This is a genomic window from Streptomyces sp. NPDC111606 (assembly GCF_055656945.1).
Window position 1 is genome coordinate 1 of sequence record NZ_JBVKBY010000008.1, and the last position, 20,830, is coordinate 20,830.

15 protein-coding genes and 2 pseudogenes are annotated in these 20,830 nt (G+C 70.7%); 2 read left to right on the top strand and 15 right to left on the bottom strand.

All coding sequences use genetic code 11. The features are described from left to right. The 5 genes from ACZ7M7_RS26790 to sbnA form a co-directional block, all read right to left on the bottom strand. The coding region (locus ACZ7M7_RS26790; protein ID WP_472120802.1) for a condensation domain-containing protein at positions 1 to 1,606 on the bottom strand (1,606 nt) is incomplete at its 3' end. Further along, positions 1,603 to 6,636 carry an amino acid adenylation domain-containing protein gene (locus ACZ7M7_RS26795; protein ID WP_472120804.1) on the bottom strand — a complete coding sequence of 1,678 codons (5,034 nt, stop codon included), beginning with the start codon at positions 6,634 to 6,636 and terminating at the stop codon, positions 1,603 to 1,605. The genes ACZ7M7_RS26795 and ACZ7M7_RS26790, both read right to left, overlap by 4 nt. A gap of 89 nt (positions 6,637 to 6,725) precedes the next feature. Next, on the bottom strand, positions 6,726 to 6,941 hold the full coding sequence (locus ACZ7M7_RS26800; protein WP_383613873.1) for an MbtH family protein: 216 nt from the start codon (positions 6,939 to 6,941) through the stop codon (positions 6,726 to 6,728). Positions 6,942 to 7,168: 227 nt separating this feature from the next. Further along, positions 7,169 to 9,418 (bottom strand): MMPL family transporter, encoded by a 2,250-nt coding sequence (locus ACZ7M7_RS26805; RefSeq protein WP_472120806.1) that lies wholly within the window; start codon positions 9,416 to 9,418, stop codon positions 7,169 to 7,171. 201 nt (positions 9,419 to 9,619) lie between these two features. Continuing rightward, entirely contained in the window at positions 9,620 to 10,621 is a 1,002-nt protein-coding gene (gene sbnA, locus ACZ7M7_RS26810) for a 2,3-diaminopropionate biosynthesis protein SbnA (protein WP_472120808.1), read from the bottom strand. Between the two features lie 472 nt (positions 10,622 to 11,093). On the opposite strand from sbnA, the gene ACZ7M7_RS26815 reads away from it, so the two are divergent. Beyond that, the gene (locus tag ACZ7M7_RS26815; RefSeq protein ID WP_383613881.1) at positions 11,094 to 11,771 is read left to right on the top strand and encodes a DUF4097 family beta strand repeat-containing protein; all 678 of its coding nucleotides are present in this window, start codon (positions 11,094 to 11,096) and stop codon (positions 11,769 to 11,771) included. Positions 11,772 to 11,859: 88 nt separating this feature from the next. Here ACZ7M7_RS26815 and ACZ7M7_RS26820 read toward each other — a convergent pair whose 3' ends face one another. The 8 genes and pseudogenes from ACZ7M7_RS26820 to ACZ7M7_RS26855 all read right to left on the bottom strand — a co-directional run. Further along, a complete protein-coding gene (locus ACZ7M7_RS26820; RefSeq protein ID WP_472120810.1) occupies positions 11,860 to 13,743 on the bottom strand; it encodes an AfsR/SARP family transcriptional regulator in 1,884 nt (627 codons plus the stop codon). Between the two features lie 234 nt (positions 13,744 to 13,977). Beyond that, positions 13,978 to 15,018 carry a 2,3-diaminopropionate biosynthesis protein SbnB gene (gene sbnB / locus ACZ7M7_RS26825; RefSeq protein WP_472120812.1) on the bottom strand — a complete coding sequence of 347 codons (1,041 nt, stop codon included), beginning with the start codon at positions 15,016 to 15,018 and terminating at the stop codon, positions 13,978 to 13,980. Positions 15,019 to 15,257: 239 nt separating this feature from the next. Next, entirely contained in the window at positions 15,258 to 15,764 is a 507-nt protein-coding gene (locus tag ACZ7M7_RS26830; protein WP_383613890.1) for a hypothetical protein, read from the bottom strand. Positions 15,765 to 15,864: 100 nt separating this feature from the next. After that, positions 15,865 to 16,146, bottom strand: a complete 282-nt coding sequence (locus tag ACZ7M7_RS26835) for a hypothetical protein (protein WP_383613892.1) — start codon at positions 16,144 to 16,146, stop codon at positions 15,865 to 15,867. Further along, on the bottom strand, positions 16,146 to 16,478 hold the full coding sequence (locus ACZ7M7_RS26840) for an ArsR/SmtB family transcription factor (RefSeq protein ID WP_383613895.1): 333 nt from the start codon (positions 16,476 to 16,478) through the stop codon (positions 16,146 to 16,148). Before ACZ7M7_RS26840 ends, ACZ7M7_RS26835 begins: the two co-directional genes overlap by 1 nt. 161 nt (positions 16,479 to 16,639) lie before the next feature. Next, positions 16,640 to 17,698 carry a hypothetical protein gene (locus tag ACZ7M7_RS26845; RefSeq protein ID WP_472120815.1) on the bottom strand — a complete coding sequence of 353 codons (1,059 nt, stop codon included), beginning with the start codon at positions 17,696 to 17,698 and terminating at the stop codon, positions 16,640 to 16,642. 157 nt (positions 17,699 to 17,855) lie between these two features. Then, a complete protein-coding gene (locus tag ACZ7M7_RS26850; protein ID WP_472120817.1) occupies positions 17,856 to 18,482 on the bottom strand; it encodes a hypothetical protein in 627 nt (208 codons plus the stop codon). After that, positions 18,479 to 18,700 (bottom strand): annotated as a pseudogene (locus tag ACZ7M7_RS26855) (ATP-binding protein); the annotation flags it as partial. The pseudogene ACZ7M7_RS26855 and the gene ACZ7M7_RS26850, both read right to left, overlap by 4 nt. Before the next feature lies 1 nt (position 18,701). On the opposite strand from ACZ7M7_RS26855, the pseudogene ACZ7M7_RS26860 reads away from it, so the two are divergent. Further along, positions 18,702 to 18,935 (top strand): annotated as a pseudogene (locus tag ACZ7M7_RS26860) (L,D-transpeptidase family protein); the annotation flags it as partial. Between the two features lie 45 nt (positions 18,936 to 18,980). Here ACZ7M7_RS26860 and ACZ7M7_RS26865 read toward each other — a convergent pair. Both ACZ7M7_RS26865 and ACZ7M7_RS26870 read right to left on the bottom strand, forming a co-directional pair. After that, positions 18,981 to 19,625, bottom strand: coding sequence for an SRPBCC family protein (locus tag ACZ7M7_RS26865; RefSeq protein WP_383613912.1), 645 nt, complete (start codon positions 19,623 to 19,625; stop codon positions 18,981 to 18,983). A gap of 63 nt (positions 19,626 to 19,688) precedes the next feature. After that, positions 19,689 to 20,720 carry a medium chain dehydrogenase/reductase family protein gene (locus tag ACZ7M7_RS26870; RefSeq protein ID WP_472120819.1) on the bottom strand — a complete coding sequence of 344 codons (1,032 nt, stop codon included), beginning with the start codon at positions 20,718 to 20,720 and terminating at the stop codon, positions 19,689 to 19,691. Positions 20,721 to 20,830 lie beyond the last annotated feature (110 nt).

Here is a 20,830-nt window from a genome sequence, read left to right on the forward strand (position 1 = left end):
ACACACCACCCGCAACCACCGCCACCGCATCCGGCGACAGCACAGCACGCTCCGCGAAAATCTCATGCACACACCGATCCACCACACCCGACGGAACGTGTCCGTCGAGGCTTCCGCTGACGATGGCGTGTTCGGCTCTGTCGAGCATGCCCAGCCGGGAGATCGGAGTGGACGGTGCAGCGACGGCGCTCTGGAGGAGCTGGAGGAAATGGCGGGCCGTGCGCTGTGCGGTCTCCCGGTCGAACAGGGCGCTCGCGTACTCGACGCGTCCGTGGAACGAGCCGTCGGTCGACTCCTCGACCTGAAGGGTCAGGTCGCACTTGGCCACGGGTGCGCCGCCGGAGTACGGCTCGACGCGCAGACCCGGCAGGTCGGCGGCGTCCAGCCGGGACTCGTGCATCGTGAACGCGATCTGGTACAGCGGCGTACGCGACAGGTCGCGCTCCGGCTGGAGTTCGTCCACGAGCTGGGCGAACGGCACGTCCTGGTGGTCGAAGGCGTCCAGGACCGTGCGGCGTGTGCGGTCGAGCAGCTCGGTGAAGGCGGGGTCGATGTCCTCGTCCCAGTGCCCGCGCAGGACCAGGCTGTTGATGCCGTAGCCGATGAGCGACTGGAGTTCATGCCGCGCGCGGCCGGAGACGACCGTGCCGACGGAAATGTCGCTCTGCCCGGTGCTGCGGGCGATGACCGCCTGGAAGGCGGCCATCATGACGGTAAAGGGAGTCGTCTCCTGCGCGGCGGCGAGTTCACGCACCGCCTGAGGCAGCTCGGCAGGGAAGTCGAAGAACACCTCGGCACCCGCGTAGTCCCGCGCCGCGGGGCGCGGCCGGTCCGTGGGCAGCTCGGTCGGGGCGGCACCGTCAAGTGCCGTGCGCCAGTGGGCGAGCTGTCGCTGAAGACCCTCGCCGGACAGCTGCTCGCGCTGCCAGGCAGCGTAGTCGGCGTACTGCACCGGCAGCGGTTCCAGCGGAGACGGCCGGCCCGCGGTGAAGGCGCCGTACAGGGCACTGATTTCGGTGAGCAGGATGCGGGTGGACCAGGCGTCGCAAGCGATGTGGTGGAAGACCAGGCACAGAACGTGGTCGTCTTCGGTGAGGCGGAACAACCTGGCCCGCAGCGGCCAGTCGGTCTCAAGGTCGAACGGGGTCGCGGTCCGCGCCGCGACCAGTTCGGTCAGCCGACGCTCACGCTCGGCGGGCGAACCGCCGGGTACCTGCTCCACCGGCAGGACGGCGGCGGATTCGGCGGGCGCGTCGACGATCTGGACCGGCTGTCCGTCCGGCGTCATCGTGTAGCGGGTGCGCAGGATTTCGTGCCGGGCGCTGATCTCGCCCAGGGCACGCTCCAGCGCCCCGGCGTCCAGAGCGCCGCGCAGGCGCACCACGAGGGGAATCAGGTACTCGGTGCTGTCCGGGTCGAGGCGACCGAGGAACCACATCTGCTGCTGCCCGGCGGCCAGCGGCAGGGGTGCGCTGCGATCGGCCTTCGGGATCACCGAGCGGCGGCCGCCCGAACGACGGCCGGCCAGCCGTCGGCGCAGCAGTTCCTCGCGGTCGGTTCCGGCCGCGGAAGGAACGGCGTTGGATTCGTGGCCCCCGTTGCTCATCGGTTCTGCTCCTTCAGCAGCATCGAGTCCGCCACGTCTCGGTCGGACATCATGTCGATTTCGGTTCTGATGCAGGTCTCGACCGAGTCGGCGAGCGCGGCGACGGTCGGGCCCTCGAACAGGGCGCGGACCGGAAGGTCGATCTCGTACTCGCCGCGCAGTGCGGCGATCAGGCGGATGGCGAGGATGGAGTTGCCGCCGACCTTGAAGAAGCTGTCGTGCACGCCGAACCCTGACGTGCCGAGAACGTCCCCCCACAGCTCGGCGATCCGTTCCTCCACGCCGTTTCGCGGCGCGACCCGTCCGGCTTGGTCGGTGTTGTCGGCGGGGGCGGGCAGTGCCTTGCGGTCGACCTTGCCGTTCGCGTTCAACGGCACCACGTCCAGCTCGACGAACACCGACGGCACCATGTACTCCGGCAACAACTCCGCCAGATATGCGCCCAGTTCATCCCCGGACGCCGTACCCACACCATCCGCCGGCACCACATAACCGACCAGCCGCGGCTCACCCTCATCAGCACGAGCCACCACCACGGCCTCACCCACCAGCGGACACCCCGCCAGCACCGCAGCCACCTCAGCCGGCTCCACCCGATAACCGCGGATCTTCACCTGATCATCCGCACGCCCCAGGAACTCCACCGCACCCGCCGCGTTCCACCGCACCACATCCCCGGTCCGATACAAACGCGCACCCGCACCACCGAACGGATCCGGCACAAACCGCTCCGCCGTCAGCCCCGGCCGACCCACATACCCACGAGCCACACCGACACCACCGACATACAACTCACCCAACGCACCCACCGGCACCGGACACATCCACTCATCCAGCACATACACCCGCATACCCGGCAACGGATGACCGATCGGCACGACCGAGTCGACGTCCGTGGCGACGGGCACAGGATGGATCGTCGAACCCACCGAGGCTTCGGTCGGCCCGTACTCGTTGATCAGACGCCCCTCACCGAGCCAGCCCGCCCACCGCGCACCCAGCGAACCCGCCAGCGCCTCACCCGCCACCACGACCACACCCGCAAGCCCCGCAGCCTGCTCCGAAGTGACCTGATGCGACAACACCTCCAGATGACCCGGAGTCAACTTCAGGAAACTGAACGGCCCCTGCCCAAGCAGCCAGCCACCCAGCTCATCCAGACCCGCCTCCGACGGGAACAACGCAACCCGCTGCCCCGCACACAACGGCGCCCACACATTCGGCACCACCAAATCGAAGGCAACGGACGAGAACACCGCCCCACCACCGTCACCACACGACGCCAACTCACGCACCGCCCAGCCCACGTGGTTGCCAAGCCCACGATGAGAAACCAGCACACCCTTCGGACGCCCCGTCGAGCCGGACGTGAACACCACATACGCCACACCATCGACATCAACACGACCCTCAGGCCGAGTCCCAGGCAGCGCCGCGATCGTGTCCGCATCCACGTCCACATCCACGACCGTGCCCTCGAAACCGGCCACCGGCCCACCCCGCGTCACCAGCACCCGAGCCCCGGCATCCGCCAGCATCCCGGACACCCGCACACCCGGCAGCACCGGATCCAACGGCACATAACCCGCCCCGGCCTTCCACACCCCCAAAAGCCCCACCATCAAATCGGCGCCCCGCTCCAGCAACACACCGACCAACGACTCCCGACCCACACCCAACGCCCGCAGATGATGCGCCAGACGATTCGCCCGCGCATCCAACTCCGCAAACGACAGCGACACATCACCCGCCACCACCGCCACCGCATCCGGCACCCGAGCAACCTGCTCCTCGAACACCTCCACCACCGGCCGCTCCACCACCGGCCCCGCACCCACCGACCACAGCGCCAGCAGTTCGGCCTCGCGCGCCGACACGACAGGGAGGTCGGCGAGACGGGTGGCCGGGCCCTCCGCGGCGGCCCGCAGCAGGTGCAGGAACCGGTCGGCCAAGCGCTCCATCGTGGCGGGCTCGAAGAGTGCGGTGGCGTATTCGAAGGCGCCCTCCATGCCGCCGTCGGCGGTCCGGCGCATCAGCAGTGTGAGATCGGTGTGGGCCAGGCGCCAGGAGTCCACGACGGTGCCGGTGTCCTCCAGGGTCGTGGCGCGGCCGGTGAACTCCTGGTCATGCAGGTCGAAGGCGACCTGGTACAGCGGCGTCCTGGACAGGTCCCGTTCGGGGGCCAGCGCCTCCACCAGGAGGTCGAACGGCAGATCCTGGTGGGCGAAGGCGTCCCGGCAGGCGTCACGGACGCGGTCCAGTGCCTCGACGAAGGTGAGGTCGGCGTCGAGTCCGCAGCGCAGCACCACGTTGTTGAGGAAGAAGCCGACGACGTCCTCGAGTTCGGGCCGGTTGCGCCCGGCGACAGGCGTGCCGACGGGCAGGTCCCACTGGGCGGTGTGGCGGGCCACCAGCGTGGCGTAGGCGGTCAGCAGCGTCATGAACGGCGTGGCGCCCCGGCTGCGTCCGAGGTCGGTGAGCGCCGTCACGACGGGGGCGGGGACCGTGAAGGCCGCCACCGAGCCACGGCCGTCGCGGGCCGCGGGCCGAGCCCGGTCGGTGGGCAGGGCCACCGGGGAGGAGCCGTCCAGGGCGGCGCGCCAGTGGGCGAGTTCGCCCTCGATCAGCTCGTCGGTCAGCCGGGCGCGCTGCCAGCCGGCGTAGTCGGCGTACTGCACGCCGAGGGGCGGCAGGAGCGGGTCCCGACCGGTGACCGCGGCGGTGATCAGTTCATGGAAGTCCCGCTGGAGGACCTGCGTCGACCAGCCGTCGCTGCAGATGTGGTGCACGGCCAGCACCAGGACGCGCTGCCCGTCGTCGAGGGTGCGCACCAGCGTGGCCCGCAGCAGTGGTCCGCGTTCCAGGTCGAAGCCGTGGCCGAGGGCGGTGCCGAGCAGGTCGGCGAGCTCCTCCCGGGTGGTGTCCGTCTCGTGCAGCGCCACGGGTGCCGGGGTGTCGATGTGCTGACGGGGTTCGCCCTGCTCGGTGATGTACCGGGTGCGCAGCGACTCGTGGCGGGCGACCAGGGCGTCCAGTGCGGTGCGTACCGCGTCGGTGTCCGCTTCCGGCGGGACCGGCAGGAAGACACCGGCGACCCACTCGGCGCTGCCCGGGTTCATCCGGTCCAGGGCCCACAGCCGGCGCTGGCCGGAGGAGACCGACAGCGTTCCGCCGCGCGGGACGGGCGGGATGCTGTCGGGGGCCTCCGGCTGCACGGTGCGGGCCGCCGTCTCGGCGGGCTCGGGGGCGATCAGCAGGGCTTGGGCCTCGACGGTGGTGGCCGTCAGCAGGCCTCGCAGCGGGATGTCCCGCTTGGCCGCAGCGCGCAGCTGGTTCGCGAGCCGGGTGAGCTGGAGGGAGGAGCCGCCGAGCTGGAAGAAGTCGTCGTGGACGCCGATGTCCTCGCTCTTCAGCAGCTGCTCCCACATCTGCGCGACGAGCTTCTCGGCGTCGTTACGGGGTGCCGTGCGGGCCGCACCGGCGTCCAGGCCCCGGGCGGCGAGCGCGGAGCGGTCGACCTTGCCGTGGGCGGTGAGCGGGAACTCGCCGGCGTCCATGAAGGCGGCGGGGATGTGGCTCTCGGGCAGCCGCTCGCGCAGGAAGTCCCGGAGTTCACCGAGGACTTCGGGGGTGTGGGGCAGCACATGCGCGGCGAGCCGGGTGGCGCCGTCGTCGGTCTTCACGGGGACGACGACGGCGCCCTTGAGGCCGGGATGGGTGACGAGCGCGGTCTCGATCTCGGCGGGTTCGAGGCGTACGCCGTTCACCTTGGTCTGGTCGTCGAACCGGCCGAGGTACTCCAGGTAGCCGTTCTGGTTCCAGCGGACCTTGTCGCCGGTGCGGTAGAGCCGGGCGCCGCCGGTCCTGCCGTACGGGTCGGGCACGAAGCGGTCGGCGGTCAGGTCGGGCCGGCCGAGGTATCCGCGAGCCACGCCGACCCCGCCGACGTGCAGTTCGCCGGGCGCGCCGATGGCGGCGGGGGCGCCGGCCGTGTCGAGGACCAGTACGCGCATGCCGGGGATGGGCCGGCCGATGGGCACCGGTCCGGTCTTCATGTCCGGGTCGAAGCGGTGCGCGGTGACGTCGATGGCGCACTCGGTGGGGCCGTACGTGTTCCAGATGACCAGGCCGGGCCGGCGGGCCAGGACACGCTGGGCCAGTTCGGCGTGCAGGGGCTCGCCGGCCGAGAACAGCAGCCGCAGCGCCGTGCACCGCTCCCAGTCGGACTCCTCGGCGAGCGCCTGGAGGACCGAGGGGACGACCTGGAGGACGGTCACGTCGTGCTCGGCCACTGCCCGCAGCAGAGCGGCGGGGTCGCGTTCGGCTCCGGCCGGTGCGAGCACCAGCGTGCCGCCGCTGACGAGCGGGGCGAAGATCTCCCAGCAGGAGGCGTCGAAGGTGATTGCCGTCTTCTGCAGCACCCGGTCCCGGGCGCCGAGATCATGCGTGTCGACCGCCCAGCGGACCCGGTTGGCGATGCCCTCGTGGGTGACGACCACGCCCTTGGGCCGGCCGGTGGATCCGGAGGTGTGGATGGCGTACGCGGCCTGGGCCGGGTCCACCTCGACGGCCGGGCCGTCGGCCGGGCGCTGTGCGAGCTCCCGGCGGGCGTCGGCGGAGCCGAGGACCAGCGCGCGTACGCCCGCGCGCTCGACGGTGGGCGCCATCGCCTCGTCGGTCAGGACGAGAGCGGCTCCCAGGTCCTCGAGCAGCCATTCCAGCCGGGCGCTCGGCTGGGCCGGGTCCAGCGGCGCGTACGCCGCACCCGCCTTCCACACGCCCAGTACCGCGGTCACCAGGTCCAGACCACGGCCCAGGCAGATGCCGACCCTGGAGTCCGCGACGACCCCGTGGTCACGCAGGAGGTGGGCCAGCCGGCCCGCCCGCGCGACCAGTTCCGCGTAGGTGAGGTGCTGTGACCCGTCGGTGACGGCGATCGCGTCCGGCGTCCGAGCCGCCTGGTTCGCGACGAGTTCGTGGACGGTGATGGCCTCGTCGAGCGAGCCGTTCCGTGCCGACTCGGACTTCATGGGTACTCCTGGGTGGTCAGCGGTGGATGGGGTGCGGCGCGGTCGCGCACGACTCGCCACCGGCAGGCCGACGGCGGTGGAGGCTGGGGTCAGGCGTTCGCCTGCTCCATGCGCCGGCGCAGGCTCAGCGGGCGCATGTCCGTCCAGATCTCGCCGATTTGGGCGAGGCACTCCTCGCGGCTGCCCGTGGTACCCGCCGCTCGCCAGCCGGCCGGGATGTCACGGTCCGCCGGCCAGATCGAGTACTGCTCTTCGTCGTTGAGGACCACGTGGTAGATGCGGTCGTCGGCACGCTCGTCGGCCATGACAGGACTCCTCGTCGGATGATGTGTGTGCTGCCGGCCAATAAGCCGCAGCGGGCTCCGCGGCCCGGGATCACGTCCGCCAGGCTGCGGGCATCGTGCTGTTCATCCTGTCGAGGGCTCCCATACTCCGGCTCTACCGGAGCTATCTGGCCACGGTGGTGACAGAGCACGGCCCGGCCGCCCCGTGGGTGGGGACGGCCGGGCCGTGTGTGTTCGAGGGCCGGGGCTCAGACCCGTTCGACGTCCTTCGCCCGGTCCTCCGTACCGCTGTCCGGCGCCACCTCCTCGTGGGCGGCGGGCGGTTGCGGGGTCCTCTCGGCGGCTACCGCGGGAATCCAGGCGAGCGCCCGTGGCAGCGTCCAGCTGCGGTCCCCGAGCAGGGTCAGTGCCGCCGGCAGCAGCACTCCGCGCACCAGCGTGGCGTCCACCAGGATGGCCACCCCCATGCCGATGCCGAGCATCTTGTAGTCGAGCATGGACAGCGTGGCGAAGATCGAGAACACGGCGATCATTACCACGGCGGCGCTGGTGACCACGCCGGCGCTGCCGCCGATGCCCCGAGTCACCGCGGTCCTCGTGTCGGCGCCGTCCATGCGCAGTTCCCTGATCCGGCTGAGGATGAAGACGTGGTAGTCCATCGACAGACCGAAGAGGATCACGAACATGAAGAGCGGGAGCCAGCTGATGATCCCGCCATACGACTCGAAGCCCAGCAGGCCGCTGAGGTGGCCGTCCTGGAAGACCAGCGTGACGACTCCGTATGCGGCGCCGATGGACAGGATGTTCAGCGCGATGGACACCAGCGGGATCGCCAGCGACCGGAACGCCGAGACGAGCAGCAGGAACGCGAAGACGAGGACGAAGGCGAAGACGACCGGCGTACGGCTGTCCAGGGCGGTCGCCATGTCGGCCGGGCCGGCCGTCTGACCGGTGACCGCGTAGCGCAGTCCGTCGACCTCGCCGAGGCTGCGCGGCAGTGCCTTCTCGCGCAGCAGCTCCAGCGCCTTCAGCGACGCGGCGTCGTTCCCCGTACCCGCCAGTGGGACGGTGACGACGACGGTCCCGCCGTCGCCGATCTTCGCCGTCCGGACAGGTTCGGCGAGCGCTCCGCCGCTCTGGGCGACCTGCTCGCGCAGGGCGGTGACCGCCTTGTCGAAGGCGCCGGTGCCGACGGCGTCGCCGGTGACCACGACCTGGGCGGGGGCCGGCTTGCCGGGGAACGCCTCCTGGATGGCGACCAGGTGGGAGATCTCCGCAACGCTGTCCGGGAACCGCTCCTGGAGCCCGGGGTCGGCCAGCCGCATGCCGGCGGCCGGCAGCGCGGCCAGCACGAGGGCCGCGACCGCCGCCCCGCCCCAGATCAGCGGCCGACGCACGACCTGGGTCACGACGGCCGTCCAGACGCGGGATTCGCGGGGCTCGGCGCGTCGTCGGCCGATCCAGGGCAGGCGCAGGCCGTCCACCTTCGGACCGAGCATGGACAGCACGGCGGGCAGCGCGGTCAGCGAGCCCACGACGGCGAGCAGCACCACGGCGATGGTGCCGACGGCCATGCCGGTGAAGGTGTCGATGCCGGTGAGGAAGAGGCCCGCCATGGAGACGGCGACGGTGAGCCCGGAGACCACGACGGCCCGGCCGGAGGTGGCCGCTGTGATCCGCAGGGCCTGTGCCGTGTCGCGTCCGGCGAGCCGTTCCTCCCGCTCCCGGCGCAGATAGAACAGCGTGTAGTCGACGCCCACGGCCATGCCGACGAGGAGCACCACGGAGGACGCCGTGTCGTCGACCGGGAGCCAGTTGGCCGCCAGGGTCAGCAGCCCCATGGAGGCGAGGACGGCGGTCACGGCGAGCAGCAGCGGGATGCCCGCCGCGATCAGCGCGCCGAACACCACGAGGAGGATGGCCAACGTCAGTGGGATGGACGTCAGTTCGGCGGTGCCGAAGTCCTCACTGGTGGCCTGCTCCACGGCGAAGTCGACACTGGCGTCACCCGCCTGGACGATCTTCAGTCCCTTGTGGTCCTCGGCGACCTGCGTGATGCGCTGGTGGGTCTGTTCCACGACGCTTGCCGCGTTGTCCCAGCCGTGGCCGGGTCCGGCGAGCGAGAACGTGACAAGCACGGAGCGGCCGTCGGCGGAGACCAGACCGCCGGGTTCGGCGGGCGTCGGGACCACCACGTCCGACACCTTGCCGGTCAGACCGCGCAGCGCCGTGCCGACGTCCTGGACCGCCTGCTGCAGTGCGGTGTCGGAGGTGAAGCCCGGGGAGTCCTTGCGCGCCTGGACGAGGACGTTCTCACTGGGCGGCCGGGTGTCGTCGCCCGCCTCCTCGACCATGACCTGGGCCCGGCCCGACTCACCCGGATCGTGGTTCTGCGGGCCTTTGCCGCCCACGGCCGCGCCCACCACGAAGGTGAGCACGACGAAGAGCAGCCAGCCGAACAGTGCGGTCTTGCGGCGGCGTGCCGACCACGCGGCCACTCTCTCGACCAGAGGCTCCGGCTGGCCTCTTCCCGGCGGCAACGGAGTCATGGGGGCAGCCGGCTGACCGTTGGAGGGCACGAGCGGCTCTCCCTTCTCGTTCGATTCCTTCAAGTACCGCGCGGGCGTGCGCGACACGCCTGAGAGCCCGCCGGACCCTGTTGGGGTGCCGGCGGACCGGGACGGGGCGGGCGGCAGGGGTCAGCCGTCGCTGTCCCCCTGCTGCTTCCAAAGATGGGAGATCTCTCCGAAGGACGAACTGACCCACCTGTCCGAGTAGATGGTGTCCAGGTACCTGTCGCCCCCGTCCGGGAAGATCAGAACGCAGTTGGACCCGGGAGTGATGCGGCCGGCGAACTTCGCCAGCGCCGCCACGGTCGCGCCGGAGGAACCTCCGGCGAGGACGGCCTCGGAGAGCACGAGTCGCCGGCAGGCCACGACACAGTCGACGTCGGAGACGTGCACCACGTGGTCGGCGGCGTCCGGCTCCAGGAGCGCCGGCGGTACGGAGGCTCCGTGCCCGGGGATGAGCCGGGGCGCTCCCTGGCGTCCGAAGATCCTGCTGCCCACCGCGTCGACCGCCACGACGGTCGTGTCCATCCCCTGTTCGCGCAGGTACTCGGAGCATCCGCGCAGGGTGCCGAAGGTGCTGACGGCGGCGAACAGGTAGTCCACCTTCCCGTCCAGCGATTCGACGATCTCCCTCATCGTGTTGCGATGCGCCTGCGGGTTGAGCAGGTTGGAGTACTGGTTGGGCCAGTAGGCACCCGGCACGGTGGCCACCAGTTCGCGCACCCGCGCCAGACGCGCCGCCAGATACTCGCCCGACTCGGGGTCCGGTGTCAGGACCACTTCGGGCTTGGCTCCGTAGGCGCGCAGCAGGGCCAGGTTCTGCTGTGTGGTCTTGGCGTCGACTACACAGATGAAGTCGATTCCGTAGTAGCGGCAGATCTGCGCGATACCGACGGCCAGATTGCCGGAACTCGACTCGACGACGACCGAGCGCCCCGGGACGAGCTCGCCGTCCTGGATTCTGCGCAGCAGCATCCCGAGGGCGGACCGGTCCTTGACACTTCCTCCCGGGTTGAACCTCTCCATCTTCGCGTAGACCCTGGAACCCAGCCCAGGGAAGACCTTTCCCAGCTCCACCAAGGGGGTTTCCCCAATGGCCGCCAGAATTCCGTTGAGCACGGGACGGCCCATAGTGGCTGCCCTCCGCTGCTGAATCGTTTTGTTCCGGTGCCCGTGAGAAGGTGCCGCGGGCCGCCGGCTGACGGCGATCAGCCTGGAGGGCTCCTCTATGGCGCACCTATCGCGCATCCATGGCAACGGTTTCCCACCGGTCCGCACGGGTGCCTGACCACGACGAACGTCCAAGTCTCAGGCCCCCCGTCGGTCCGAGCACACCACGGCAGCCGATGCCTGGGGTGTGGGTTTCTCGCGTCCGGACGGCGGACGCGGCTGCCCGGGCGGTCGGCCGGGGCACCGCATCACCATGGCACAGCGGGCACCCCTCGAGGGGCGTGCCCGGGGCGCCCGCGGCGGCAACATCCTGCCAACGCAGGCTCCTGCCATCGCAGTCGCCTGACAGCACTTCCACGGGTTGAGCAGACTTGTCGGCTGGGGGCCTTCGGGCCTCCGCGCGCCGTGTCACTCAAGGCAAAGGAAACACTCCGTGAAGACCAGGGCTTCCGCCGCAGCAGCACTGACGCTCATGGCGCTCTTGGCCGGCTGTACGTCGGACGACGAGACGTCCGAGAGCAGCTCGTACACGGTGAAGGAAGCCGTCTCTGCGCTGAACGTGAAGAGCAACGGCGGCCTCATCGAACTGGTGGCGAGCGACCGCACGACCGTACAGGTGACCGAGAAGTTCCTCTACTCAGGCTCCAAGCCGGAGACCCGGCATGCGGTGAGCGGCTCCACGCTCTCTCTCGAGACCGGCGGCTGCTCGGAGGATTCCTCGCCCTGTGAGGTCTCGTACCGGATCGAGGTGCCCCGGGCCCTGACGGTGACCCTCAACTCCGAGGGCGGTGACGCCGAGGTCAGGGGCCTGGCCGGAAAGCTCACCGTCGACACCGAGGGCGGCAGTGCGACCGCGGAGCAACTGGCCTCCACCGCCGTCCGGATCTCCAGCGGTGGCGGTGACGCCGACGCCGAGTTCACGTCCGCGCCGGACAGCGCCGATGTACGCACCGACGGCGGCGACCTCACCGTACGGCTGCCCGGCGGCTCGTATGCCGTCGACGCGGACGGCGAGGGCGGGGAGGAGAAGGTGACCGTCAAGACCGACCCGGCCTCGTCGCACAAGGTGATCGCCAAGTCCGGCGGCGGGTCGGTCTCCGTCACGTCCTGAGGCCTCACGCCCGCCGCGGCGTCCCGGGATCTCGTGCTGCGTCCGGACCCGCTGTCCCTTCTCCCTCGTGGGAGAAGGGACAGCGGGTTCAGGCCACTTCGCCTCGCCGGCTGACAAGTCGCCGATGCGGCCGGCCGGCCCGGTCGAGCGCCGGGGGCTGTTCCCGGCCCGGCTCGCCCCACGCCGCCTGCTCGAGGCCGAAGGCCCGGACCAGCCGGTGCATGCGGTAGCCGCGGTTCTCACCCTCGACGGGCTCCAACAGATGGTCGTCCACAAGGAGGTCCAGCACGTCCTGCGCCGCGTCCAGCGGCAGTTCGAGCAGCAGGGACGCCGTGCGGGCGCTGAAGGCGGGGACGTCGTGCCGCGCCAGCGTGCGCAGCGCACGCTGGGCGGACTCGGCCAGCCGGCGGTAGCCCGCCTCCAGGGCGTCGCGCACCCCCAGATCGGCGAGGCACAACTCGTCCAGGCTGCGCCGCGGATCGGTGAGCCGGTCGGCCAGCCCGCGCGGGGTCCAGTGCGGCCGGGCGGCCAGCCGCAATCCGGCGATCCGCACCGCCAGCGGCAGCCCCCCGCACGCCTCCGCGAGGTCCTCGGCCGACTCCGGATCGGCGGCGAACCGCTCCTCGCCGACCGTGCTGCACAACAGGGCGGTCGCCTCGGCACGGGTGAAGGTACCGAGGACGATGGGACGTACGCCTTCCAGGGCGGTCAGCCGGGACCGGGCGGTGACCAGCACACCGCAGCCGGGTGCGGCGGGCACCAGCGGCCGCACCTGCCAGGCGCCCGCGGCGTCGTCCAGCATGATCAGGCAGCGCCGGTCGGCCAGCGTGCTGCGGTACAGCCGGGTGCGCTCGGCGAGGCCGTCCGGGATGTCCCGGCTGTCGACGCCCAGCGCCCGCAGCAGGTCGAAGAGCGCGTCGGCGGGGTCCAGGGGGGCCGACGAGGTACCGCGCAGGTCCACCCAGAGCTGCCCGTCGGCGTAGTCGTCGACGAGTTGGTGGGCGACATGCAGCACGAGCGAGGTCTTGCCCGCGCCCGGCATACCCGTCACGACGCCGATGGCCGGTGTGCCGGCGCGCGGCCGGGTGGCGAGCTGGGTCCGCAGCCGGATGACCTCCTGCTCACGGCCGGTGAAGTCCCACAGTGCGGGCGGCAGTTCGGCGGGCGCCTGCCGCGGCTCCTCGGCCCGGGCGGCCGCCTGACCGGGGGTGGCCAGTACGGGTGCGGCCACCAGGATGGACTGATACAGACCCTGGAGCGACGGGGTGGGGTCGATGCCCAGTTCGTCGGCCAGGGTCCGGCGGCAGTCCTGGTACACGGTGAGTGCGTCGGCCTGCCTGCCGCACCGGTACAGGGCGGTCATGAGCTGACCGCACAGCTGTTCGCGGAGCGGATGGGCGGCGGCCAGGCCGATCAGCTCGGAGACGAGCTCGGCGTGGCGCCCGAGCGCGAAGTCGGCGTCGATGCGCCGCTCCAGGACAGTCAGCCGCATCTCCTCCAGCCGGCCCCGCTCGGCCTCGGCCAGGAATTCGGTCACGCCGCCCAGCACGGGGCCGCGCCACACCGCCAGTGCCCGGCGCAGCAGGTCCGCGGCGCGGTCCGCCTCGCCCGCGGCCAGCGCGTCACGGCCGAGCGCGGCGAAGTGCTCGAACTCGGCCACGTCCGTGTCCCAGGCGCCCTTGTGCCCCGGGGTGTCCGGCACCCGCAGGAGGTAACCGGGCCGCTGCCGGACCACCTCGGCATGGTCGCCGAGCAGTTGACGCAGCCGCGACATATAGGTCTGGATCTGCGCGGCCGACGTCGTGGGTGGCTCCTCGCCCCACAGGAGGGCGGAGAGCCGGGAGTCGGGTACGACTCTTCCCCGCGCGAGGACCAGCGCGGCGAAGGCGGTCCTCAGCTTGGACCCGCTGAGGGCGATCTTGTGGTGGGGCGTCGTCCACGCTTCGACCGAGCCCAGAACCAGGAATCTCATGTTCTCCCTCTCAGTGCATGCGCAAGAGGGGTGCGTCCCCGCTGAGGACGCCCGCATGCTGTGGCTGTGGTGCGTACTGGCGCATTGAGCGGGAACCGTGCTTGTGGGGAAGGCTGTTGTTCCGCAGGCTCTCGGGCCGGGAGTGGCAGGCGGTGGGGACACCTGCCGCGCGATCGGGGTCACGGCTTGTGGCTGTGCACCGCCGGGGGAAAGGGTCGATCGGGGTGGGCAGGGTCAGCCGCGCCCGTATCGGTCCAGCTCGGAGAAGAAGCCGTCGACGACGGCCAGTTCGCCACGTCGGTGCATCTCCTCGTGGACGAAGCCGCCGACCGCGAGGTCGAGGACACCGAGGCCGAACGGAGAGAACACCAGCGGTCGGTCGTCGGGCAGGCCGACCTTGCCGGCCAGCACCTCGGGCAGCGTGGCGTGCACGAACTCCCGGTGCCCGACGCGCTGTTCGGCCAGATGCGGTGAGGTGTCCGCCTTCAGACAGTGTTCGACGTCGTCGACGACGTTCGTGGCGGACAGGATGATCTCCGGCGACAGGTCGCGCAGCGACACGTGCAGCACCAGCGGATTGTGGGTGAACCACGACGGGTCCGTGATGTGCGGCGCGGCCGCGACAGTGGCGAACACCACCAGGTCGCAGGAGCGGATCAGGTCCTCGGCGCGGTCGTGCACGGTGACCCGGCCGTCGACGCCTGTGCGTTCGAGGTAGGAGCGGAACCCCTCCGCGGACTCCGCGGACACGTCGTACACCCCGGTCTCCTCGAAGGACCAGTCGGTGCCCGTGAGGTAGGTGTGGATGTAGCGCGCGATCAGTCCGGTGCCGATGAAGCCGACCCGCGTGGGGCGGTGTCGGTCGCGGGTGAGGACGTCGGCCGCCAGGGCCGCGGAGGCGGCGGTGCGGGTGGCGCTGACGATGGAGCTTTCCAGGCAGGCGAAGGGGTAGCCGGTGTCATGGTCGTTGAGGACGAGCACCGCGGAGGCCCTGGGCAGACCTCCCGCCACGTTCTCGGGAAAGCTGGAGATCCACTTCAGGCCGTCCAGCTGCATCCGGCCGCCGAGGGATGCCGGAAGAGCGATGATCCGTGCCGTGGGGCGGTCCTGAAAGCGCAGGAAGTAGGACGGAGGATTGACGGTCTCTCCGGCTCCGTGCAGCCGGTAGGTCTCCTCGACCAGTTCGACGATCCTCTTCTCCTGGCCGTGCAGTGCGTCCCGCACCTGCGCGCCGGAGATGACGGCGAACGATGGTGTCGTCTCGCCTTTGGACATCCAGGACTCCCCCCACCACCTCGCCGATGGCGAGGTACATACAGACCATGTTGAGGGGGACGGTCCCGATACAAGTCAGTTCCGTTCAATGCTCTTTCAGAAACGATCAGGCCCAGTCGCGAACCATCAGGATTCCCCCGTCGGTCTGAATCCTGCCGCTCTGGCGCGGAACTGTCAGCTCGTCAGACTGTCAACCTCCTGCAATGACAGGACGATGCCAAACTGATCTCAGGAGCGTCTCAGAGCGTGTGAGGCGCCGCGGGCACTGGCCACAGGGCGCTGTACAGCCGGTTCTGCGCGGTCGTGACGGTGACCCCGCGATAGTCGCCCGCCGTCTCGGCGAGCCAGAAGTCGGAGCCCAGTCGCGTGGCCAGAATCGTGCGCGAGGCGCCACCTTGCGCCTCGCCGACGAACTCCGCGCAGACGCTGAACTCGCCGGCGGACAACCGGCCCCAGGCCAGTGACCAGGAGCGCTCGCCGCGTCGGCCGTGCAGCGCCCCGGCCAGCACTCGGCCGGAACCGGCCAGGGCCGGGGTCAGCGCCACCGGTTCGTCGTTGGACAGCAGGGCGAGCGCGGGGCGGCCCTCGAACGCCGGGTTCGGAACCAGCCGGACCACGATGCCGCTGTTCGCCAGCACCAGGTCGCCGCCGGCCCCCGGCGGACGGAGTCCGCCCTGCGGGAGCGGTGCGGGCTCGGCCGCCGGCTCGGGGGCCACCGCCAGGGCGGCCGTCGGCGTCTCGGTCATTACGGCGTTCCTGAACAAGGCAGTTGTCCTTCCAGCCGGGGGGTGCGGGGCGGGGCTCAGCGAGCGAGCCCCTGGGAACGGGGAGCCGGGCGGCCTCAGGTCAGTCGACGTCCTTGAGGACCCGCTCGACCGTCTTGACCCGGTCACTCATGTCGTTGAGCTGGAGGCGCACCTCGACCAGTTCGCGCTCCACGTCCTGCTGGGCGATCACCGCCTTCTCCGCGATGCTCTTGTAGTCGCTCTCCCTGGACATCACGGTCTTGGCCCGCCATACGGCGATCGTCGGCCAGATCACGAGAAGCGCGCACACGAGAATGAATCCCATGGACCCGAAGGACCAGATCATGCCGTCGCTGTCGGCGGCCAGCTGCACAGAACTCATTAACGGTCTCCTTGACTTTGGTCAGTGGTGAGTGAGAGCGCGGCCACTGCGAGGGCCTCGGGCGTGAGGTGCAGCGAGAACGGCTCGATGTCGTAGTACTTCATGGCCTTGCCGTCCTCGGAGAGCACAAGTCTCGAGGTGACCAGCCCTGCCGCTTCCAGCTTGCGCAGGTGGACCTGGAGCAGCGCACGACTGATTCCCAGCTCGCGCGCCAGTCGGCTCACGTAGTCCTGGCCACCCGCCAGGGCGGCCATGATGCGCACCCGGTGCGGGTTGGCGAGCGTGGCCAGGATCTGCACCAGCCGGTCTCCCGTCACTTCGGATAGCTCCATGTCCCTCCTCTATCTGCAAACAAATCCTTGCAGGTGCCATGACGAGATGTCAACTGCCTTGAGGAGTAAGCACATGCAATGGAGTGGCACACGCGGACGGCGAAGGGCGCCCCGCCGACCGGCGGGGCGCCCTTCTGGTGAAGCGGACGGCGATGCTCGGGTCAGCCGCAGCGCCACACGGCCGGGAACCGCGGGTAGCTGGTGCCCGCGCGCTCCTTCGCGCCCGCCAGCGTCCCGTCGTCACCGAGCGTGTAGACCGCACCGTCGCTCGGGGCCGCCCCCACGCGGGTGGTCAGCTGCCACAGGGTGGGGACCAGGTTCTTGTTGCTGCCGAGGATCAGGCCCTTGCTGTTGATTGCCCTGGCGCCCTGGCCGTTCGGCAGGGCAGACGCCTTGCCGTCCTTGTTCCACAGGACTGCGGACCGGGCGAAGTCGGAGGTCAGGGCATCACCGATGACATAGCCGTTCGAGATCCCGGTGACCTGGGCGTGCGCCGCGCCGACCGGGATCGGCAGCTGCTTGGCGACGCCGTCCTTCCACAGGTACGGCCGCCAGGTGCCCTTGGGGTTGTCCACGGCCGTCACCGCCACCGTGCCGTCGGTGTCGACGCCCGCGACGCGACTGCCGCGGGGGAATCCGGGCAGCTTGACCACGGTGCCGGGCTGGTCCGCCGGCCACTTGTAGACCTCGGTGTAGTTCGGGTCGGAGCCGTAGCCCTCGCCGTAGATGTCCCCGCTCTCCGTGATCACACGGGTCTGCACGTCGTGGGTGCCGGGGAGCACGGGAAGCTGCTCCAGTTTGCCGTTGCGGGAGACCACCGGGAACCACGACCAGGACGGGAAGCCGTCGGTCACGCCGGTGATCTTGGCGCCGTGCCCCACGACGGTGCCCTTGCTGTTCACGTCGCTGATCGAGAGGTCGAAGTCGGCACCGGCCGCCGGACCCAGGTCCGTGACCTGACCGCCCGACCACAGGACGGCATGCTGCAGCGCGCCCTCCTCGGGGAACTCGATCTCCCCCGCGTACACCCCCGCCCCGCCGTCCGCCGTCACGGATCCGGCCTTGACACCCGACGGCACCGCCAGGTGGGAGGCCCGGTACGTGCACGCCTGGACGGCGGACCCGGGGGCAGCCTGAGCGGACGGCGCGACGGCGGTCACGGCGGAAGCGGCGAGGAACATCGCGGCGAGCGATACGACATTACGTCTTTTCGGGTTCATGTCATCCCATCGAAAGGGTGATTGCCTGCCCGCCCAGCCTTCGTGCCGCGTCTATGTTTTGCCTATGCCGCACATGGCGGCGCCACAGCAGGTGCCTTGGCCGGGAGAACCGGCCGCCCCGCGCAACCCCGATCGGCTGCCGCCTTGTGACGCGTTCTCAGCCGCTCGTGGCGGGTGGCGTGGTGCCGGCCCGGGGTTCGGTCTCCATCGATGCGTTCCGGGTGTGGCCGGGGGCGAGTCCGCACGTGCCGGACCTCGACACCCCGTCCTGCCCCGTCAGTTGTACGGCGACCTTGCCGTCGGCGTCCTGGCTGTAGGCGTTCGTGCAGATCAGCTGACGTAGCGCAGGGCCGGACATGCCCTTCAGGGCGACGGGCAGGCGGGTCGTGACCCTGCCGCCCGGGGAGGCTTCGACCTCGACGGTCGCGCCGGGGCGGGTGGCCGGGAGGGAGGTGCTCAGGCCCGCGGCGCGGTCCTCGTCCCGCGGGCCGCCGAGCAACGCCAGGACGACCTTCTCCGTGGGCACCGGGCCTGCCGCTTCGCTGAGGTTCTCGTCTTCGGCCGAAGGCCCGGTCGTCCGGATGACGGGGGTCAGCGCTCCGTCGGGGTAACGGAAGAAGAGCAGCATGTCGTAGTCGCGGTTGAGGAAGGCCTGGAAGCTGGCGGGGCCGCCCGCCTCGATGACGTCGGTCTCCTTGATACCGAAGCCGCCGAGCAGCGGTGCGGTCACCGCGAAGGCGAGGGCGACGGCTGCCGCGGGCCGGCGCGTCCGCGCACGCCTCATCCGCCGGCCTCCTCCGCGTGGAGCGGTATCTCCGCGTCGGCCTTGTAGAAGCGGTCGAAGATGTGCGGGAGCACGGCGGGCCGGATGCCGGGGCCGTTGTCCGCGACCTCCGTGATCAGCAGGACGGGGGTGGCCGGGGAGCGGGTCTCGGTGCGCAGGCGTACCGTGACCGGCGCGCTGCCGTGCCGCAGGGCGTTGCCCACGAGGTTGGCGATCACCGCCGCCCCGTGGAACGCCCGCTACTTCGGCAACTCCAACCGGAGTTCCGGGTGCATAGGAATGAGCGACGCGAACGCGGCCTGGTTCTACGGCCAGGTGCGGCCGGGCGACCCGTTCGAGATCACCGGCAAGGACACCAAGGGTGTGGTCGCGCCCGGGAACGGCTTCGGCGCGTGGAACCTCTCGTGGTCCGAGTGGCAGGGCAAGAGCGCCCTGCGCCGAGACACGGCTTGAGGCCCGGGTCGGAGACCTGGGCCCGCTTGCCGTGCGTCACGCACGTCACCCTTCGGCGGCGGCCTTGAGGTCGCGCAGCCACGCTTCGAGGCCCCAGCCGAGGGCCTCGGTGGCGGTGGGCACATCCGCTTCGACCTGGTCGCCGGTCCAGGTCTCCTCGGTGTGGACGCGCACGCCGCCCTTGACCTTCTTGAAGGTCCACAGGTGGACGCCCTCGTCGATGCGCAGTCCCTCGCCGATCGCGGGTCCGCTCCACAGGATGCACTTGTCGCGCTGGAGTTCCTGGACGGTGGAGGTGATGTCGAGCGTGGTGGCGGGGGTCGTGGGGGTGGCGGGCGCGGGGGTCGTCCAGCGGAACTGCGAACCCGCCTTCAGACGGCCGTGGTCGAGACGTTCGGCGGTGAGGACGGGGGCCTGCCAGGACGGCCAGCGTTCGACGTCGGTCTGGAGCTTCCAGATGGTGCTCAGGGACGCCTTGATGAAGACGTCGGATTCGTAGCGGATGACGGCGTCCTTGTCGACGCCGCGACCGCCGCACTGGGACGTGCGGCCGTGCGGGGTCGCCTGGGCGGCCGGGACGGTGCCGGCGAGGACACCGGTGACGGCGAGTGCGACGGTGACCGCGGCCATGACGCCCCGGTGCCGACGCGGCTGCTGAACGGGGGCGTTGGACGGGCTGCTGCTGAACATGGTGTTCCTCTCGCTGGTTCGGCTGGTCGGTCGGTGTGAACGGGCCGGGCGCTCAAAGGCTTGCTACGGGTTCAGGACGACCTTTCCGGCGACGGTGCCCGACTCGGCCAGCCGAAGGGCGTCGGCGACGCGGGTGAGGGGCAGCTGCGCGGCGATCTGGGCACTGACCTCGCCGCGCTGGAGTGCGGCGAAGACCTGGGTGAGGTCGGCGCGCAGGCGGGACCGGAACCGGTTCTTGGCCAGGGCCCGGCCGGCCCAGACGTTGAAGAAGTACGCGCGGCGGCGGTTGGGCAGGGCGTTCCACAGCCACACCCGGCCGAGCAGCTTGAGGACGGGCAGCTGCTTGGAGCCCTCGTCGTCCCGGGTGGCGGCGCTGCCGTACGAGACGAGCGTGCCGCCGGGGGCGAGGAGGCGCCAGGAGTCGACGATGCCGCTGCCGCCGACGTGGTCGAAGACGGCGTCCACCCCGTGCGGGGCGAGTTCGCGGATCTGTGCGGCGACGTCGTCGGCCCGGTAGTCGACGGGGGCGACTCCCCGCTCCCGCAGGGCGTCGTGGTGGCGGGCGGACGCTGTGCCGATCACCCGCACGCCGGCGGCCTGGGCGAGCTGGACCAGGACCGATCCGACGCCACCGTTGGCGCCGTGCACCACGACGGTGTGTCCCGCACGGACTCGGGCCTTGCGGTGCAGCATCTGCCAGGCGGTGATGCCGTTGACGACGAGGGTCTCCGCCTCCGCCGCGGCGATCCCGTCCGGCACGGGCACCACGTCCGCGGCGTCGACGACCACGTGGCTGGCCCAGCCGCCGACCTTGACCAGCGCGGCGACCCGGGTGCCGGCCAGGTCCGGCTCGACCCCCTCGCCGGTCGTCAGCACCGTGCCCACGAGGTCGTAACCGGGCACGAACGGGAAGGCCGGCTGGTCGTAGTAGCGGCCACGCCGCATCTGCTGCTCGGCGAAGGAGACGCCGGTCGCCTCCATCCGGATCACGACCTGGCCCGGGCCCGCCGAGGGGACGGCTCCGTGCCGGATCCGCAGCCCCTCGGGCTCGACCTTGCCCGGCAGAACGACCTCGACGAGACCTTCGGCGTCCATGGTGACCTCCACTGCTTTCCCGATCCGGTTACGTGCTTTCGCGTTCGTTATAAGTTCTAACTCATCGCGCCGCTGAGAGTCAATAGCTTCAGTGATAACCTCTAACTAGT

Coding starts and splice junctions, on each gene's coding strand:
- ACZ7M7_RS26840 (WP_383613895.1), bottom strand. CDS start 16,478: ATGGAGCTATCCGAAGTGACGGGAGACCGGCTGGTGCAGATCCTGGCC.
- ACZ7M7_RS26800 (WP_383613873.1), bottom strand. CDS start 6,941: ATGGCCGACGAGCGTGCCGACGACCGCATCTACCACGTGGTCCTCAAC.
- ACZ7M7_RS26865 (WP_383613912.1), bottom strand. CDS start 19,625: ATGTTCAGCAGCAGCCCGTCCAACGCCCCCGTTCAGCAGCCGCGTCGG.
- ACZ7M7_RS26820 (WP_472120810.1), bottom strand. CDS start 13,743: ATGAGATTCCTGGTTCTGGGCTCGGTCGAAGCGTGGACGACGCCCCAC.
- sbnA (WP_472120808.1), bottom strand. CDS start 10,621: ATGGGCCGTCCCGTGCTCAACGGAATTCTGGCGGCCATTGGGGAAACC.
- ACZ7M7_RS26835 (WP_383613892.1), bottom strand. CDS start 16,146: ATGAGTTCTGTGCAGCTGGCCGCCGACAGCGACGGCATGATCTGGTCC.
- ACZ7M7_RS26870 (WP_472120819.1), bottom strand. CDS start 20,720: ATGGACGCCGAAGGTCTCGTCGAGGTCGTTCTGCCGGGCAAGGTCGAG.
- ACZ7M7_RS26830 (WP_383613890.1), bottom strand. CDS start 15,764: ATGACCGAGACGCCGACGGCCGCCCTGGCGGTGGCCCCCGAGCCGGCG.
- ACZ7M7_RS26850 (WP_472120817.1), bottom strand. CDS start 18,482: ATGAGGCGTGCGCGGACGCGCCGGCCCGCGGCAGCCGTCGCCCTCGCC.
- sbnB (WP_472120812.1), bottom strand. CDS start 15,018: ATGTCCAAAGGCGAGACGACACCATCGTTCGCCGTCATCTCCGGCGCG.
- ACZ7M7_RS26845 (WP_472120815.1), bottom strand. CDS start 17,698: ATGAACCCGAAAAGACGTAATGTCGTATCGCTCGCCGCGATGTTCCTC.
- ACZ7M7_RS26795 (WP_472120804.1), bottom strand. CDS start 6,636: ATGAAGTCCGAGTCGGCACGGAACGGCTCGCTCGACGAGGCCATCACC.